This is a genomic window from Sphingobacterium sp. 40-24 (assembly GCF_001899705.1).
Lineage (GTDB): Bacteria > Bacteroidota > Bacteroidia > Sphingobacteriales > Sphingobacteriaceae > Sphingobacterium > Sphingobacterium multivorum.
The window spans coordinates 182,574-200,088 of record NZ_MKWH01000037.1 but is presented as its reverse complement, the minus strand read 5'-3'; the positions used below and the strand labels follow the sequence as shown (position 1 = coordinate 200,088).

Annotated in this window: 18 protein-coding genes; 16 read left to right on the top strand and 2 right to left on the bottom strand. The window is 38.2% G+C overall.

Annotation, left to right across the window (positions count from 1 at the left end; translation table 11 throughout):
* Positions 1 to 193: 193 nt before the first annotated feature.
* The 9 genes from BGP15_RS15655 (at position 194) to atpG (ending at position 8,402) form a co-directional block, all read left to right on the top strand.
* A complete protein-coding gene (locus BGP15_RS15655) occupies positions 194 to 2,419 on the top strand; it encodes a helix-turn-helix domain-containing protein (RefSeq protein WP_201640116.1) in 2,226 nt (741 codons plus the stop codon).
* A gap of 83 nt (positions 2,420 to 2,502) precedes the next feature.
* Complete coding sequence (locus tag BGP15_RS26985) at positions 2,503 to 2,718, top strand: AtpZ/AtpI family protein (RefSeq protein WP_070563162.1); 216 nt, start codon at positions 2,503 to 2,505, stop codon at positions 2,716 to 2,718.
* Positions 2,715 to 3,101 carry a hypothetical protein gene (locus BGP15_RS15650; protein ID WP_046671964.1) on the top strand — a complete coding sequence of 129 codons (387 nt, stop codon included), beginning with the start codon at positions 2,715 to 2,717 and terminating at the stop codon, positions 3,099 to 3,101. The genes BGP15_RS26985 and BGP15_RS15650 overlap by 4 nt, the downstream gene beginning before the upstream one ends.
* Before the next feature lie 106 nt (positions 3,102 to 3,207).
* Positions 3,208 to 4,404, top strand: a complete 1,197-nt coding sequence (gene atpB / locus BGP15_RS15645) for a F0F1 ATP synthase subunit A (protein WP_070563159.1) — start codon at positions 3,208 to 3,210, stop codon at positions 4,402 to 4,404.
* A 34-nt stretch (positions 4,405 to 4,438) separates the two neighbouring features.
* The gene (atpE, locus tag BGP15_RS15640; RefSeq protein ID WP_021188666.1) at positions 4,439 to 4,627 is read left to right on the top strand and encodes an ATP synthase F0 subunit C; all 189 of its coding nucleotides are present in this window, start codon (positions 4,439 to 4,441) and stop codon (positions 4,625 to 4,627) included.
* A gap of 96 nt (positions 4,628 to 4,723) precedes the next feature.
* Positions 4,724 to 5,224, top strand: coding sequence for a F0F1 ATP synthase subunit B (locus tag BGP15_RS15635; protein ID WP_070563156.1), 501 nt, complete (start codon positions 4,724 to 4,726; stop codon positions 5,222 to 5,224).
* A gap of 29 nt (positions 5,225 to 5,253) precedes the next feature.
* The gene (gene atpH / locus BGP15_RS15630) at positions 5,254 to 5,796 is read left to right on the top strand and encodes an ATP synthase F1 subunit delta (protein ID WP_201640117.1); all 543 of its coding nucleotides are present in this window, start codon (positions 5,254 to 5,256) and stop codon (positions 5,794 to 5,796) included.
* A gap of 54 nt (positions 5,797 to 5,850) precedes the next feature.
* Complete coding sequence (gene atpA, locus BGP15_RS15625; RefSeq protein ID WP_070563151.1) at positions 5,851 to 7,425, top strand: F0F1 ATP synthase subunit alpha; 1,575 nt, start codon at positions 5,851 to 5,853, stop codon at positions 7,423 to 7,425.
* A gap of 77 nt (positions 7,426 to 7,502) precedes the next feature.
* On the top strand, positions 7,503 to 8,402 hold the full coding sequence (atpG, locus tag BGP15_RS15620) for an ATP synthase F1 subunit gamma (RefSeq protein WP_070563149.1): 900 nt from the start codon (positions 7,503 to 7,505) through the stop codon (positions 8,400 to 8,402).
* 70 nt (positions 8,403 to 8,472) lie between these two features.
* Here the strand turns inward: atpG and BGP15_RS15615 are convergent, their stop codons facing one another.
* The gene (locus tag BGP15_RS15615) at positions 8,473 to 9,519 is read right to left on the bottom strand and encodes a 3-oxoacyl-ACP synthase III family protein (protein ID WP_286770028.1); all 1,047 of its coding nucleotides are present in this window, start codon (positions 9,517 to 9,519) and stop codon (positions 8,473 to 8,475) included.
* A gap of 78 nt (positions 9,520 to 9,597) precedes the next feature.
* Between BGP15_RS15615 and BGP15_RS15610 the strand changes: the two genes are divergently transcribed.
* The 3 genes from BGP15_RS15610 (at position 9,598) to BGP15_RS15600 (ending at position 13,297) form a co-directional block, all read left to right on the top strand.
* Positions 9,598 to 9,879 (top strand): ATP-dependent Clp protease adaptor ClpS, encoded by a 282-nt coding sequence (locus BGP15_RS15610; protein WP_046671971.1) that lies wholly within the window; start codon positions 9,598 to 9,600, stop codon positions 9,877 to 9,879.
* Between the two features lie 99 nt (positions 9,880 to 9,978).
* The gene (locus tag BGP15_RS15605) at positions 9,979 to 12,420 is read left to right on the top strand and encodes a TonB-dependent receptor (RefSeq protein ID WP_286770027.1); all 2,442 of its coding nucleotides are present in this window, start codon (positions 9,979 to 9,981) and stop codon (positions 12,418 to 12,420) included.
* Positions 12,421 to 12,487: 67 nt separating this feature from the next.
* Positions 12,488 to 13,297 carry a 3-keto-disaccharide hydrolase gene (locus tag BGP15_RS15600; protein ID WP_083295832.1) on the top strand — a complete coding sequence of 270 codons (810 nt, stop codon included), beginning with the start codon at positions 12,488 to 12,490 and terminating at the stop codon, positions 13,295 to 13,297.
* Between the two features lie 32 nt (positions 13,298 to 13,329).
* Here BGP15_RS15600 and BGP15_RS15595 read toward each other — a convergent pair whose 3' ends face one another.
* A complete protein-coding gene (locus tag BGP15_RS15595) occupies positions 13,330 to 14,034 on the bottom strand; it encodes a YjjG family noncanonical pyrimidine nucleotidase (protein WP_070563144.1) in 705 nt (234 codons plus the stop codon).
* A gap of 213 nt (positions 14,035 to 14,247) precedes the next feature.
* Here BGP15_RS15595 and BGP15_RS15590 point away from each other — a divergent pair, with 213 nt between their 5' ends.
* Genes BGP15_RS15590 through hemE form a run of 4 tightly spaced genes read left to right on the top strand, consistent with a single transcriptional unit; the run spans position 14,248 to position 17,386 of the window.
* The gene (locus BGP15_RS15590) at positions 14,248 to 15,123 is read left to right on the top strand and encodes a sensor histidine kinase (protein WP_070563141.1); all 876 of its coding nucleotides are present in this window, start codon (positions 14,248 to 14,250) and stop codon (positions 15,121 to 15,123) included.
* Positions 15,113 to 15,820: a response regulator transcription factor gene (locus BGP15_RS15585; RefSeq protein ID WP_070563139.1), complete on the top strand. Its 708-nt coding sequence runs from the start codon at positions 15,113 to 15,115 to the stop codon at positions 15,818 to 15,820. The genes BGP15_RS15590 and BGP15_RS15585 overlap by 11 nt, the downstream gene beginning before the upstream one ends.
* A 10-nt stretch (positions 15,821 to 15,830) precedes the next feature.
* A complete protein-coding gene (locus BGP15_RS15580) occupies positions 15,831 to 16,349 on the top strand; it encodes a hypothetical protein (protein WP_236560284.1) in 519 nt (172 codons plus the stop codon).
* On the top strand, positions 16,349 to 17,386 hold the full coding sequence (hemE, locus tag BGP15_RS15575) for a uroporphyrinogen decarboxylase (protein ID WP_286770026.1): 1,038 nt from the start codon (positions 16,349 to 16,351) through the stop codon (positions 17,384 to 17,386). Before BGP15_RS15580 ends, hemE begins: the two co-directional genes overlap by 1 nt.
* The last annotated feature ends 129 nt before the right edge of the window (positions 17,387 to 17,515 follow it).

Here is a 17,515-nt window from a genome sequence, read left to right as displayed (position 1 = left end):
AAAATTCTAAAAATTTGTTATTCGTTAATTCAGTTGCTAAATATAAAAAAAATCCATTTAATATTTTAAGTTAACCGTTTTAGCTTAATCTAAATCCTTTATAATGGAGCTGCGTTAGATACCCTAAGCTATACTATATCGCGTGAAGTTAAAAATGAAATTGCTAATTTTGTGATCAATCTAATTTCAGGATATGTCAAACTTTCAAGTCGATCGGGAAAATACTGCATTTATGCAGGCTGTTGCTTTTGTTAACCAAACGAACCAGAATGTATTTATTACAGGAAAGGCGGGTACCGGAAAAACGACTTTCTTGAAGTATATCCGTGAGCATAGCTACAAAAAGATGGCTATTACTGCACCTACAGGTGTTGCGGCGATGAATGCGGGCGGAACAACTTTACATTCTTTATTTTGGCTTCCTTTTGGGACTTTTATTGAAGATTATGAGTTACGTTGGGACGAACAGGATAGTCATATCTACAATAAATCACGTTTATTCAGCACGATTAAATTGACCAAGCAGCGTCGGGCCATCTTGCAGGAGCTAGAGCTTTTGGTGATTGATGAGGTTTCGATGGTCCGTGCAGATACATTAGATGCGATTAATGTAATTCTGCAATCTGTTCGTCGCGATATGCGGCCTTTTGGTGGATTACAGGTGCTGTTTATCGGAGATTTGTACCAGTTGCCGCCAGTTGTGAAAGATGCCGAATGGAATGTTTTGCGGGATCATTATTCTTCTGTTTTCTTCTTTAATGCTAAAATTTTGAGGGATAATCCGCTGGTGATGTTAGAGCTCAATAAAATCTATCGTCAACAAGATGAAGGTTTTATTTCAATTTTGAATGCCATACGAAACAATCAGTGTACAAGTGACATGCTCACGACCTTAAATGGTTATTATCAACAGGACTTTGTTCCAAATGAAGAGGAACAGTATATTACATTGACCTCCCATAATCGAAATGCGGATGAAATAAATGGAGCCAAGCTGGCATCATTATCGGGTAAAATGTTAAATCTTAAAGCAGTTGTAAAGGACGATTTTGCGCAGGGCTCCTATCCTGCTGAAGAAACGTTGTCCTTAAAGATAGGGGCTCAGGTGATGTTTATTCGAAACGATTCCGGTGATGAACGTAAATATTACAATGGAAAGATCGGTACGGTAAAGGACATCGATACGGTGCAGGGCACGGTAACGGTTACATTTCCTGATGGGTCGGAATCTGTAACGGTAAAAAGGGAGACCTGGGAGAATATTCGGTATAATTACGATAAGGGGCAAGATCAGATTAAAGAGGAGATATTGGGTACATTTTCGCAATTTCCACTTCGATTGGCTTGGGCTATCACTATTCATAAAAGTCAGGGTTTAACTTTTCAAAAAGCGATCATTGACGCAGGGACCTCGTTTGCCGCGGGACAGGTGTACGTTGCATTGAGCCGTTTAACGAGTTTAGATGGACTTGTATTAAAATCCATTATCCCTTCTTATGCCATCCGTACCGATTACCAAGTGGTCGAATTTGCACAGCGTGCTCAGGGGCAGGCTGACGTCAATGAGATTTTGGAGCAATGCCAACGGAATTATCTTGGCCAGATTTTAATGCACGGTTTCCGTTGGGACGGACTATTGGCCGAGACTTCGGAGCTGCTGAAATCACTTGAAGAGCGTAATATTGATGGAAAGGAACAAGCCGTATTATTTTTCCAACAATTGGTCAAGCACCTTCAGAACCAAGAGAAAGTTGCACATAAATTTATTGTTGTACTGTATGATTTGTTGCGGGATAAAAACGCAATCGATTATGACGTCATCTGTGAACGTTCTACTGCTGCGGTCAATTGGTTTTTACCGAAAATGGATGTAGATCTGATTGAGGCTTTAACCAAACATATTGAGGAGTACCAGATACGAAAACGTACGAAGAAATATATTGATGAGTTAAAAGCATTATTGCTTGATTACAAGCGAAAACGCGAGCAGTTGCAACATTGTCTACTTATTGCTGATACGCTTTCAAAACGGGAAGATTTTCAAACAGCGATGCTCGATGTTGCTGCTAGTGTGAAGACCAAAGAAAAAGATGAATTGGCTGCGCAAAGTGCAGATGAAGAAGGGCCGAAGAAGTTGGATACAAAGGAGATTTCCTTAGAAATGTTTAAAGATGGTATGAGCATTGCTGATATAGCGGTTAAGCGCGGGATGGTCGCAGGTACGATATATGGACATTTAATTAATTTTGTTGGTACGGAAGTGGAAGCAACAGAGTTGATCGAGCAGGAGAAGTTGGATCGTATTCTTGGTGTTATTCGTGCAAATCCGGATAAATCCTCTTCGGAACTTAAGATGCTTTTGGGCGTGGATATTGATTATCCGGATATTAAAATTGGACAAAAAGTTTTGGGATTGTAGGCAATAAAAATTTATAGCGTATATTTGTAACAAATTGTGTGATATAGTTTGTTGAAAGCCCATTGATAACCTTAAGATTGCTTATGGAAGACAAGAAAGATCCTAACAAGTGGCTTGTGCTGACGACTATTTCAACCCAGATGGTTTTTACCATTTATGTATTTTATTTATTAGGGGATTGGCTGGACGGTAAGTTTCATGCGGAGAACCAACTATGGATGAAGATCTGTACCCTTGGCGGGATTGGAATTTCTCTATATCAAGTCATTAGACAAGTGAATCGATTAAACGATAGATGATAGTATATATAAAGCAGACCCTTATTTTATTTTTTGTTGCGGTTTTGATTTTTGCCGTTCATTTCTTTTTATTAAAATCTTTTGATGGTATTCATTCCTTGGAAGATCTACATTTTCCATTGTATGAAATTTATATTTTTCAACTGATATTATCCGTTATCATCATGGTGGGGATAAGTTACTGTTCGCAGAAATTTCCGCAGTATGTTGGTTTTGTTTTCTTGGGATTATTGACTTTAAAGTTTGTCCTAAATTATGTATACATCCATAATGGGTTGGCAAAACCGCAGGCTGATATTTTAAAATATAACTATTTGATCGTTGTCGTTTTATTCCTTTTTTACGATGTTATATTTGCTTACAAGGCTTTAAACAAATCCTAAGGGAGAAAAACGATAGTTTTTTCAAAAAAATGTAATATTAAAGTAGCTTTTGTGCTTTATATATAGTATTTTCGCAAAAAATTTTAAATAACATAATAGTAGTATCGTGAGTCTTAAAAGAACACTTCAATTTTTAGCAGTTATTCTGTTTGCAGTTGCGCCATTTTTAACAAAGGCGAATGAGAATGCACACGGAGAAAAATCGCAGGCTGAGGAAATCAATAGCCATATTGAGCATCACTTACAAGATGATTATTATTTTAGCTTCTTTTCGGATGAAGAGACAGGTAAACATTATGGTTTTTCATTGCCCGTTATTTTGATCGATAATGGCTTGAAAGTTTTTATGGCTTCGGCATTCGATCACGGTAATAAAGTTGCTGAGGTTGACGGTCAGTATTATGCATTGTACCACGGAAAAATTTATAAGACTGATGCTGCCGGTAATTTGGCTGGTCATGAGTATCGTAAAAATGCTGATGGTAGTTATGTTATGACTATAAATGAAGATGGAAAAGAAGAGAAAAAGGAATTTGAAACTTCTTATGTGATTGGTTCTCATGAAATTCATGATGCTGTTGATTTTCATCCATCTGTAGCGATGCCTTTAGATTTCTCGATCACTAAAAGTGTTGTCGGTTTGTTTTTGGCTGCATTTTTAATGTTTTGGGCATTTATTAGTTTGGCTAAAACGTATAAAAAAGGTGCTAACAATTTGCCAAAAGGTGTTGGACGTGTATTGGAGCCTTTGGTTATCTATGTACGTGATGAGATGGCTATTCCAAACATTGGTCATCGTTACAAGGAATTCATGCCTTATTTATTGTCTGTATTCTTTTTGATCTGGATTTTGAATTTGGTTGGTTTGACACCACTAGGGTTTAACGTTACAGGAAACATCACAGTAACTTTATGTTTGGCTCTTTTTACATTCTTAATTGTCAATATCAAAGCAAACGCAAACTACTGGAAGCATATTTTTTGGATGCCAGGTGTTCCGGTTCCATTTAAATTTGTTTTAGCACCAATTGAAGTATTGGGATTGTTTACAAAACCATTTTCGTTGATGGTACGTTTGTTTGCAAATATTACAGCTGGTCACACTGTCGTAATGGGACTGATTGCAATTGTTTATTTATTGCAACACCAATTGACTGTAGTGGGTAGTATCGGTGTTTCCATGTTCTTGACAATCTTCTTGATGGTTATCGAATTATTGGTAGCATTCTTACAAGCATTTATTTTTACGATGTTGTCATCCTTATTTATCGGTATGGCTGTTGAAGAACATCACGATCATTAATTAGTAAATTTTTTAATTATTCAAATCATACATTATGTACAATTTAATTGGAGCCGGTTTAATCGTTATCGGTGCAGGTTTAGGTTTAGGTAAAATTGGTGGTTCTGCAATGGAAGCTATCGCTCGTCAACCAGAAGCAGCATCTAAAATCCAAACTGCAATGATTATCATTGGTGCCTTACTTGAAGGTTTAGCATTCGGTGCTTTATTATTAGGTAAATAGTCACAACGGTTTTATAATATAACCTGCAACGGTTGGTTGCAGGTTATATTATTCCTGAATCTTAAAAAATAAGAATTATCATTATATAGTATAACAATGGATAAATTAATACATTCGTTTTCGTACGGTTTGTTTTTTTGGATGGTCATCGTCCTTGTGGTTATTATCTTTTTATTAGGTAAATTCGCTTGGAAACCAATTGTTGATGCCCTAGACGAACGTGAAAAAGGTATTGCAGGTGCTTTAGAGGCTGCTGAAAAAGCGAAATTAGAAATGGCTCGTTTAACAAATGAGAACGAACAATTACTAAAAGAAGCTCGCGCAGAACGCGATGTTATCCTTAAGGAAGCAAAAGAACTTAAAGATAAGATTGTAACTGAGGCAAAAACACAAGCACAGGCTGAAGGTGCAAAATTGATTGCACAAGCAAAAATCGAGATCAACGAACAAAAGAACAAAGCTTTGGCTGAGGTTAAGTCTCAGGTTTCTTCTTTGTCTTTGGATATTGCTCGTAAAGTGTTAAACAAAGAATTTGAGGACCAAGGAAAGCAAGAAGCTCTAGTAGCAGATTTGCTTAATGACGTTAAATTGAACTAATCCGGTCACTCAAATTACGAAATAGAATTATGTCAGTATTTAAAGTAGCATCAAGATACGCTAAGTCATTAATTGACTTGGCTAGCGAGCAAGGCTCACTGGAGACAGTCAAGGCGGATATGGATTCATTCATTGCTGTTTTAAAATCCAGTACAGAATTGCAAGCTGTTTTTGCCAATCCTATTGTTCCTTTGGACAAGAAGAAAAACATATTGGATGCGCTATTTAAAGATAAGATCAATCCCAATATCTTGGCATTCTTTAAGATCATGATCAACAAAGGTCGTGGCGAGATTGTATATGCCACTGCTCAAGAATTTATTCGTGAGTATAACGAGGTAAAAGGAATTGTGAAAGCTACAGTTACATCTGCAGCGCCACTTTCTGAAGCTAATTTGGCAGCGATGAAAGATGTACTTGCGAAGGAAACCAACGCTCAAGTGATATTGATCAATAAAGTTGATCATAGTTTGATCGGTGGATTTGTAGTCAATATCGGCGATCGCCAAATTGATGCAAGTATTGCTGGTAAGTTGAATAAATTGGAAAGATATTTGAATCAGAATAATTAATTTGTTCTGATACTTGAAGTAAAATAAATCAAAAAACCCCTTATAATAATTAAAATGATAGAGGTAAGACCAGATGAAGTTTCGGCAATTCTAAGAGAGCAATTGTCGGGCTTTAAATCAGAAGCCGAACTAGAGGAAGTGGGTACCGTACTTGCTGTAGGTGACGGTATTGCTCGTATTTACGGCTTAACTAAAGTTCAGTCCGGTGAGTTGGTTGAATTTGATAACGGATTACAAGGTATTGTATTAAACTTAGAAGAAGACAACGTTGGTGTTGTACTTTTAGGTCCTTCGGATGAGATCAAAGAAGGAGATACTATTAAACGTACCAACCGTATTGCATCCATCAAAGTTGGTGAAGGCTTGTTGGGACGTGTTGTAAATACTTTAGGTCAACCAATCGATGGTAAAGGACCTATTCAAGGTGATTTGTATGAAATGCCTATCGAGCGTAAAGCTCCGGGTGTTATCTACCGTCAACCGGTAACTGAACCATTACAAACAGGTATTAAAGCGATCGATGCAATGATTCCAGTAGGTCGTGGTCAACGTGAGTTGGTTATTGGTGACCGTCAGACAGGTAAAACAGCTGTTTGTATCGATACAATCTTGAACCAAAAAGAATTCTATGATGCAGGAGAACCTGTATTTTGTATCTACGTTGCCGTAGGTCAAAAGAATTCTACAGTTGCGAATATCGTGCGTACATTGGAGGAAAGAGGTGCTATGGCTTATACAGTAGTTGTGGCTGCATCTGCTGCTGATCCAGCTCCACTTCAGTTTTATGCACCAATGTCAGGTGCTGCTATCGGTGAGTTTTTCCGTGATACAGGTCGTCCAGCATTGATCGTTTATGATGATTTGTCTAAGCAAGCTGTAGCTTACCGTGAGGTTTCATTATTGTTACGTCGTCCACCGGGCCGCGAAGCATACCCAGGTGACGTATTTTATCTACACAGTCGTTTGTTGGAGCGTGCAGCGAAAATCAACTCTTCAGATGATATCGCGCGCAACATGAATGATCTACCTGAATCGATCAAACACTTGGTCAAAGGCGGTGGCTCATTAACTGCCCTTCCGATCATTGAAACCCAAGCTGGTGACGTTTCTGCATATATCCCAACCAACGTAATTTCAATTACAGACGGTCAGATTTTCTTGGAGTCTAACTTGTTTAACGCAGGTATTCGTCCAGCGATCAACGTAGGTATCTCTGTATCTCGTGTAGGTGGTAATGCGCAGATCAAACCGATGAAAAAGGTATCTGGTACATTAAAGTTAGATCAAGCTCAGTACCGTGAATTGGAAGCTTTTGCGAAATTCGGTTCTGATCTAGATGCTGCTACTAAATCTGTCTTGGATAAAGGTGTTCGTAACGTTGAGATCTTGAAACAAGGTCAATATTCTCCAGTTTCTGTAGAGAAACAAGTTGCGATTATTTATATCGGAACTAAAGGTTTATTGCGTAATGTTCCTGTAAATAAAGTGAGAGAATTTGAAGAAGAATTCTTGACTCAATTGGAACAACGTCATCCAGAAGTATTGTCAGCTTTCAAAGCGAATAAGTTCTCCGATGAATTAACTGCAGTGTTAGAAACAGTAGCTAAGGATTTAGCATCAAAATATTAATAGTAATGAGTATTTGGTATTGAGTCTATTGACTAGGCTCAATACTCAATACTAGGTACTTAATACTTAAAACAAATATGGCAAATTTAAAAGAAGTAAGAAACCGGATTACCTCGGTATCATCAACACAGCAGATCACGAAAGCTATGAAAATGGTTTCGGCTGCTAAATTGAAGCGCGCTACTAACGCTATCTTACAATTGCGCCCATATGCGAATAAACTAAGAGATATTTTGGCGGATGTTTCTGCGAGTGTTGAGGGAAGTAACTCTCCTTTTACAGTGGATCGCGAGCCAAATAAGGTATTAATCGTTGTTGTTTCTTCTAATAGAGGTTTGGCTGGAGCATTCAACGCAAATGTTATCAAAACGACTAATAACTTGATCTTTAACAAATATGCTGAGCAACATGCTAAGGGCAATTTGAGTATCATTGGTATTGGTAAAAAGGGTTATGACTTCTACTCGAAACGTAACTTCAATGTGGTAGCTAATCACTCTGATTTGTTTTCTGATTTAAATTTTGGTTCTGTATCTGTGGTGACTGAATTTATCATGGAGCAATTCAAAGAAGGTAATTTTGATCGTGTTGAAGTGGTTTATAATCAGTTCAAAAATGCTGCAGTTCAAGAGTTGACTGCAGAACAGATTTTACCATTATTACCTGCGGAAGAAAACAAACAACATACGCATAAAGCAAAAATAGAAGCTGAGGTGGATTATATCATCGAGCCTTCCAAAGAGAAGATTATCGAGGAATTGATTCCTAAAGCAATCAAGATTCAATTATACAAAGCTGTTTTAGACTCGAATGCTTCTGAGCATGGAGCACGTATGACGGCAATGGATAAAGCTACAGAGAATGCCGGTGACTTAATCAAATCACTGAAGCTATCTTACAACCAGGCACGTCAAGCTGCAATTACAACAGAATTGACGGAGATCGTATCTGGTGCAGCAGCATTATCAAACGGATAATCCTTTATTTGGAAATATATAAAAAAGGTGATAATCGAAAGATTATCACCTTTTTTATATATGCTATTTTTTACCATCGAATTAAGGCTGAACCCCACGTAAATCCTGCTCCAAAAGCTGCCAAACATACGAGATCACCGTCTTTAATCTTTCCTTCTTCCCAAGCCTCGCATAGTGCTATCGGTACAGAGGCTGCAGTGGTATTACCATATTTCTGAATATTGTTGAATACCTGATCCTCCCTTAATCCAAGTGTTTTCTGTACAAATTGCGAAATGCGAAGATTGGCCTGATGTGGAATTAATAAATCGATATCATTAGTTTTTAAATTATTTTTTGCTAGCGCTTCATGAATAACCTCAGGGAATTTGACAACAGCTTTTTTGAAGACGGCCTGTCCATCCATATTTGGAAACGCAGTCCCATCTTCGAGCATCTCCTTGGTCATCAATAATCCCCCCAATTCTTGGTCCGGCCAATCGGGCATTTTATCCAGCCAAATTCCACTGGATGCACCGGGATAATACATAGCTAGCTTTTCGGCATCGTCTCCGTCTGAATGTAAGTGCGTGCTCAGGATTCCTTTGCCGTTTTCGGTTGTGGGTTGCACAACCACTGCTCCGGCACCATCGCCGAAAATAACAGAAACGGCTCGTCCTCTCGTAGAAAAGTCAAGTGCAAAAGAGTGTTTCTCCGAACCAACCACTAGCACATTTTTGTACATCCCTGTTTTGACAAATTGATCGGCAATAGAAAGTGCATATATAAAACCTGAACATTGGTTTCTAATATCCAGTGCCCCGACCTCCTTCATCTTCATTTCCCGTTGCAGTAGAACGGCGCAGCCCGGGAAATAATAATCTGGCGATAAGGTGGCAAAGATGATGAAGTCGACATCTTCAGGTGTAATATGGGCTCGTTCGATGGCAATTTTAGCGGCTTCGACCCCCATATTGGTGGTGGTTTCGCCTATTCGGTCTGCATATCTACGTTCTTTAATGCCAGTTCGTTCTTGAATCCATTCGTCACTGGTATCCATAAAGCGTGTTAGGTCATTATTGGTATATACGTTTTTTGGAACGTAATAGCCAATTCCTGCAATTTTTGACTGTAACATAATAAATTCCTCTAATTGATTGTATTCTTCCCTTTTATATTATCGTTAATTTAGAAAAAAATATTCTATTTTTGCAGCATGGGTACCCAAACTGCTGAAGAAACCTTTACGTTAGAAGAGATATTAGCCTCTGTGAAAGAGTCTAATCGACTCATTTTGTGGAATGATGAAACCAATACGTTTGAACATGTGATTCATTGTCTCATCTATCATTTACAATATACCGAGAAGCAAGCTGAGAAGATTGCCTGGAAAGTACACACTGAGGGGAAATGTGCTGTATTGGAAGGCACCTATACGGAGATGGAAATCTATCGTAAAATTCTGAAAGCCGAGGGATTGACTGTTTCTGTGGAGTAATTTACTATTCATTTGTTACCGTAATAATATGGTTACGCTTCAATTTTGTCTATAAGTTTTAGTTTTCTTTGCACTATAACTTATAAACTAAGCTGAAGCATGTTTTTTTACGCTAAATCGTTTAAATCTTTCTTATTTGTATTCTTTTTACCTGTTGTCCTTTTTGCTCAAACAGGTCAAATCAAAGCTATTTTAGTTGATAGCGAAACCTCTAAACCTATTTCATCGGCTAGTGTCGCGCTCTTGGACGCCCATAGTAACGTTCTTGTTAAGGGGGGACAGTCTGTATCCCAAGGATTCCTTTTGTTGTCTGATATTAAACCTGGTAAATATATTGTCCGTATCACTTATGTTGGCTACGAGACACAAACTATAGATAGTATAGCGGTCTTAGGGGGTAAAAGTAAGGACTTAGGTCGAATTGCTTTGAAACCTACGGGTAATATGTTGAATGAAGTTGTTATTGAAGGACGAGCTCCAGCCATGCAGATTGGTATAGACCGTAAAATCTTCAATGTAGGTGAGAGTTTGGTCAGCGCGGGTGGAACAGCGACTGATGTGCTTGCTAATGTTCCCACTTTGCAAGTTGATCAGGATGGATCGGTCAGTTTGCGTGGATCAAGTAGTGTGAAGATTTTAATCGACGGCCGGGAGTCTGCTTTAGCAGGAAATGATGTAACTTCTTTGCTTCAGAGTCTACCTGCCAATTCAATTGAAAAAGTTGAAGTCATCACAAATCCATCCTCTAAATATGATGCAGAGGGCCAAACTGGGATTATCAATATTGTTTTAAAGAAAAATATTCGAACAGGGCTGAACGGATCGATAAATACATCCGCTGGTTCTTATGATAATTATATGGCTGGTATAACATTGAATTATCGTGATCGGAAATTCAATTACTTCGGATCCTATAACTTCAATAAACGAAACATGTTGGGAAGTGGGAAAACGGACAACACGTTTTTTGGTGATAGCACGCGTAATTATAGCGAATCCGAATCGTCAAGAAAGGGCAATAGCCATACGGTAAAAGCTGGGTTTGATTATAATATGTCAGATCGAACTTCATTGAGTTTTTCGGGTAATTTAAGTATACGTGATAACAAGCGAATAGAGGGCTTGAATTATGAGTTCTTTAAGCAATCGCAGATGACAGGAACGAGTGTTCGAAATTCAACGCAATTTGAGGACGATCTGGGTTATGAATTAAATGCTGATTTTAAACATCAATTTAAGCGAGAAGGAGAGGAGTTGACGGGGAATGCAAGTTATGGAAGAGACAAGGAAGATGGTACAAATGATTTTTCTCAAAATTATACCGATGGACGGAAGGCCACTTCACGGAAGAATGTTACGTCTGAGGATGGCAAGAATATCAACCTTCAATTAGATTATGTTTTACCTTTCTCTGAAGTAAGCAAATTTGAGGCGGGTTACCGTTCTCAAATCAGAAAGTCATTTGATACCCAGTTTTCCAGATCACTCGATTCTATAGGTAACTATGTGCCAGATTATAGAATCAGCAACGATTTTGATTTCACGAGTACAGTCCATGCGATCTATGCGAATTATCAAAATAAATTAACGGATAAAATTGGCTATCAAATCGGACTACGTGGAGAACAATTTGAGCTGAAGTCTACCTATTTCTCCAAGGATCCAGCTGCTGTGGAAACGGAATCCAATGCTAAACAGAAATTTTTCAGGTTATATCCAACACTGTTTTTAACCTACGATGTTGGTGAAAATGGGGATAAAGTTCAATTTAGCTACTCGCGCCGTGTTCAACGGGCTCGTGGTTGGCAAGTTAACCCATTTTTAAACGTATCCGATGATTTGAATTATCGTCAGGGAAATCCGAATCTGAAACCGGAAGATGTGCACAGTTTGGAAATGAGCTTTGCCAAAACCTTTGGTAAAGTAAACCTCATATCTTCGGCTTATTTCAATCACGCAAGTGAGGTTATTCAGCCATTTGTTTACAAGATAGAGGATGGAAGAACATACAGTAGATGGGAGAATATGACCAGTCGTAATCTTTCGGGTTTTGAGTTTATTTCAAAGATCAACGCAACGAAGGATTTTGACTTTACATTTAATCTCAATTTGATCCACATTCAGTATAATGCAAACCCGGACTATGATATTAAAGAACGAAAGGATTTCGCTTATAATGCTAATCTGACCGCTAATTATCGTTTTACGCCAACATTTTCTGCACAAGTGCGCGGCGAGTATAATTCTTCCCGTGTAATGGCTCAGGGACAGATGAATGCAATGAAAGGTATGGATCTGGCCTTGAAAAAAGATGTGTTTAAGAAGAAAGCTTCAATTATGTTGAATGTTAGAGATGTATTTAATTCGCGGAAAATGAATGGTGTGACAGAAACCTCTCAACTTATATCCAATTTTGAGCACCGTTGGATGAAGCGGATGGTAACTTTATCACTTTCCTATCGGTTTGGTAGCCAAGATTTAAACAAATCAAAGAAGAAAGAGTCAAATACAAATGAAATGGGCGGTGGAGAGGAATATTAAAAAATATTCCTCTTTATACACTCAAATGCTTAAATTTAATTTTAAAACAAACCTAAAACTAAAAAGAATGAAGTTATTAAAAACAGTTCTTGCGGTATCGGTGATTGCTTTTTCAGCACATCTTAATACTGCCGTAGCGCAAGCAAAAAAAGAGGTTCCTGCTTACAAAATCTTAGATTTACCTCGTGTAGATATCAAGAAATTTAAAAAGAATAAAGCTGGAGCCTATGTTATTTTTGATGGTACTTCGCTGGAAGGCTGGAGAGGATATGATAAGACCGTAGTCCCGAAAAGATGGGTAATTAATGAGGGGGCGATCAAATTTGATAGCCAAGCTAATGTTGGTAAAGAAGAAGGCGGAGATTTGGTCTTTGCTCATGATTTTAAGAATTTCGAATTGGAGATGGAATGGAAAGTTGCTAAAGGAGCAAATTCGGGTATCTTCTTTTTAGCGAAGGAAGTGGAAGGACAGCCGATTTATATCTCGTCTCCAGAATGCCAGGTCCTGGACAATGAAAACCATCCTGATGCTAAAATGGGGGTAGATGGAAACCGTAAATCGACTTCATTGTACGATATGATTCCTGCCAAGCCGCAGAATGGTAAACCGTATGGCGAGTGGAATAAGGTTAAGATCAGAGTAAACAATGGCAAGGTCGAGCATTTTCAAAATGGTGTAAAGGTTGTTGAATATACATTATGGGATAAGTCGTGGATTGATTTATTGCAAAAAAGTAAATTCAGTGAAGAAAAATGGCCTTTGGCTTTTGAATTGTTGAGCCATGTTGGTGGCGATAGCAAATCAGGGCTTATCGGTCTTCAGGATCATGGAAATGATGTCTGGTTTAAGAATATTACCGTTAAGGTTCTAAAATAGAAAAAGCAGCTTTAAGCTGCTTTTTCTATTTGCTATAGTATCGATTGTAACTCTTTTAAGTCGATAATCATATGTGATACATCGTCCGGTTTTTCAATAACATTTGGGTTAAAGAAAATGGCATCCATGCCTACATTTACGGCTCCACGGATGTCGGCATCCAGGTTATCTCCAATCATCAGTGATTGCTGCGCCCGAGCTTGAGCAGTCGTCATAGCGAACTCAAATATTCGGGGGTCCGGTTTATTCACGCCGATGACTTCCGAAATAAAAATATGTTTGAAATATTTGCTGAGGTTGCTCTTTTCCAGTTTGGTCTCACAGGCCTCTTTAAAACCATTCGATATCAGGTGAAGATTGTATCTGTCACCCAAATAAGCCAAGGTTTCATGTGCATGTGGAAACAGATTTGTTTTTTTTGGACAGATAGCGAGGTATTCCAGTTCGAATTCTTCAGGAAACAACTCCGGATCGACACCGAGCTCAGTAAAGGTGTCGGCAAAGCGTGCTTTCCTGAGTTCTGGTTTTGATATCTTTCCGTGATGATAGAGCCCCCAAAGGCGATGATTGTTAACCGTATAAGTTTCTATAAAACGAGTGGATGACTCTTGATTGAACAAGTGATCAAACTTGTATTTAAAATATAACTCGTGCAGACTTTCTTCGGCATTTTTATCAAAATCCCATATGGTATGATCCAGGTCGAAGAAAATGTCTTTTTTCTCGTGATTAAACATATACAAAATTAAAACAAATTAATTTTAAATTCCAAGTCAGTTGGGTTAGCTAGTGATGAAATTAAAGGTCACTTTTAGCGCTATCGGGTCTCCGATGGTTTATATGAGTCTGTTTGGTGATTTTAGTCTTATTGCGAATCGGTTAATTTTCTTCTTTGTGTCATAATCCTCCGGATATTTCCGAATACATAGGTGAATACCTATTTTTGTCACATGAAGAAAGCGCTGTTACTCTTTTATTTTCTATTGTTCTATGCGGTTATGCAACTGATATGGTGGGGGGTGATGTTTATTCGTTTTGATCCGAGTAAAAAGAACATGATCATAGGGGAGGGAATATTCTTCTTGATTATTTTCTTGTGGGGTGCATGGCGATTGAAGCGACTGGTTGAAAGGGAGCAGAAACTGTTGCAGCAACAGCAGAACTTTCTTTTGGCTATCACACATGAACTTAAATCGCCGTTGGCTTCTGTCAAATTGTATATTCAAACGATTTTGAGACGTGATCTTGACAAGGAGCAACAACAAACGTTCTTGAGAAATTCGCTGAAGGATATCGAGCGTTTGGATGATCTGGTTGAAAATGTATTGATGACAACCAAGTTGGACAGCCGTAACTACAGTATGCCGAAAGAGGATTTTAATTTTACTGCTTTGGTAGAACAGGTTGTGGATAGACTTCAAAAGAATTCCTGTAGTTCGCAAGTCTTGAAACCTTATTTGGAGTCGGATATCATTATTCATGCTGATAAGTTTGCGATTAGTAATGTGGTTACTAATCTGATAGAAAATGCCATTAAGTATTCACCGGCATGTGCTATGGTGGATGTGAAATTATATACGGAGAATAATAAAATAATTTTTTCTGTTGCTGACCATGGTATCGGTATCAGTGATGAAGAGAAAAAACTTATCTTTAATAAGTTTTATCGCGTGGGAAGTGAGGCAACACGAAAAACCAAAGGTACAGGTTTGGGGTTATATATCGTGAAAACCGTATTGCAGAAGCACGACGCGACCATAAAAGTTAAAGATAACACTCCTAAAGGGAGTATTTTTGAAGTAACATTTGAAAGAAATGCAAAGTAAACAAAGAATATTACTTGTCGAAGATGAAGAACACTTGTTAGAAGCTATCAAGTTGAATCTCGAAATGGAAGGTTACCGTGTTACTACGGCTACCGATGGAAAAAAAGCACTAAAAGTCTTCAAGGAGGAACGTTTCAACTTGGTGGTTTTGGATGTGATGATTCCCGAAATAGATGGATTCCAAGTAGCTGAAACTATTCGACTGCAAAACACTGAAGTTCCTATCATGTTTTTAACTGCGAAAAATAGCAGTGAGGATCGAATTACGGGTCTTAAGAAAGGGGCGGATGATTATTTGGTAAAACCTTTCAACTTAGAAGAATTGATCCTTCGCGTTGGAAATTTGGTGCGTCGTGGCATGAAACCGGATGATTTGAAAGAACTAAATTCTTATCAAATCGGTGATAAAACGATCTATTTTAATTCGTATGAGCTACATCATGCGGATGGCACGATCACTTCTTTGACAAAGAAGGAGACTATGCTGTTGAAACTGTTGATTGAACGACGTAATGAGGCAGTATCACGGGAACAAATATTGGAGACCGTATGGAATTACGATGTTTATCCATCTACGCGTACCATCGACAATTTTATCTTAACCTTCCGAAAATATTTCGAACCAGATCAAAAGCATCCGATTTATTTCCATTCTATCAGAGGTGTTGGTTATAAGTTTACCGACAATAACGCATAGGTAGAAAGAGATGATGACAATCAAGGCTAGAATAGCCGTTATTTTTATTGCTGCATTATTTTTAGGCTATGGCTTATACCAGGGGCATTATCAAACTGCTGTGCTGATAGCGGGTGGAATAGGCTACTTGATTTGGAGTCATTTTAGAGAAGGGTCCGTTTTTTTGGCAACGCAGGCTTTTCATAGACAAGATTATGAAAAGGCAAAAAACTTACTTGCTGAGATAAAGAATCCGGATGCACTTCGTAAAGGCAGGCGCAATTTCTATGAATTTATGATGGGAAACATTGCGCTTAAAGAGGAACGCGTCGATGAGGCTGAATATCATTTTCAGCTAGCTTCGCGTCTGCCTTGGAAAAAAGATAATGAAAAGGGTATGGTTATGATTAATCTAGCAAATATAGCGCTGCGAAAGTTGGATTATGAAAGAGCTAGAGCTTATACTGATGTTGCCAATAAGCTACATCTGACGGCTAGGCAGAACAGCATTATTACAAAAATAGAAAACGAAATTTCAAAACATTTATAGTGAGTACTACTTTACAAAACGACTTATTGATTAGAGCTGCGTTCTCGCAGCAAACGGAAAGACCTCCTGTGTGGATGATGCGTCAAGCTGGACGCTTTATGAAGGAATATTGGGATATCAAGAATAAATATTCCTTTTTGGAGATGTGCAAAACACCAGAAATTGCTGCGGATGTCACTATGCTCCCAGTAGATTTGCTAGGCATTGATGCCGCTATTTTATTTTCTGATATTTTAGTTACAGCTGAAGCTATGGGAGGGGATCTGTCCTTTGAGCAAGGTGTCGGTCCTCGTTTTTCTAATCCTGTTCGCTCTGTAAAGGATGCTGAAGCTTTGTCTACCAACTGTTTGGATAAATTGCAGTATGTTGCTGATGCAATCAAGGTCATTCAACAACGTCTTGACAGCCGCATCCCTTTGATTGGTTTTGCGGGCGCACCATTTACAATTTTAAGTTATTTGGTTGAAGGTGGATCTTCAAAAGATTTTAAGTTAACGAAGTTGATGTTGAACAATCAGCCTGAGTTAGCACATCTGATCCTTCAAAAGATTGCAGATGTAACGGTTGAATATCTTAACATGCAGATTGCAGCCGGAGTAAATGCAATTCAATTATTTGATAGCTGGGCCTTGGCCTTATCTTGGAATGATTATCGTGATTTTTCGCATTATTATAATAAGCAGATTATTGCGAAGTTGAACCGTAAGGATATTCCAGTCATTTCCTTTTGCAAAGGATCTTCTGTTTTTGCACCAATGATGGTCGAAGCGCAACCTGATGTTGTTTCTATCGATTGGAATGCAGATTTAAAAAATATTAAACAATCTCTGCCGCAGGGTATTGCTGTTCAAGGGAATTTGGATCCATTTGTTTTGTATGCAGATAAACCTGTTATCAAAAAGAAGATTATCGAACTATTTGAGCGCATGAGAGGTGAAAATGGTTTTATTTTCAATTTGGGTCATGGTATTATGCCGGATATTCCTTTTGATAATGTAAAATATGCCATTGAGGTTGTAAAGAAATTTAGCTATTAGTTTGCTATCCACTTCAACAACAAAAACGACTTGCCTCTGGCAGGTCGTTTTTGTTGTTACATGCTACAATCTCGTGTTTTTGATAGTGTTCTTTTGTATAATGGATGTAAGATTTGTGCAATTGATGTT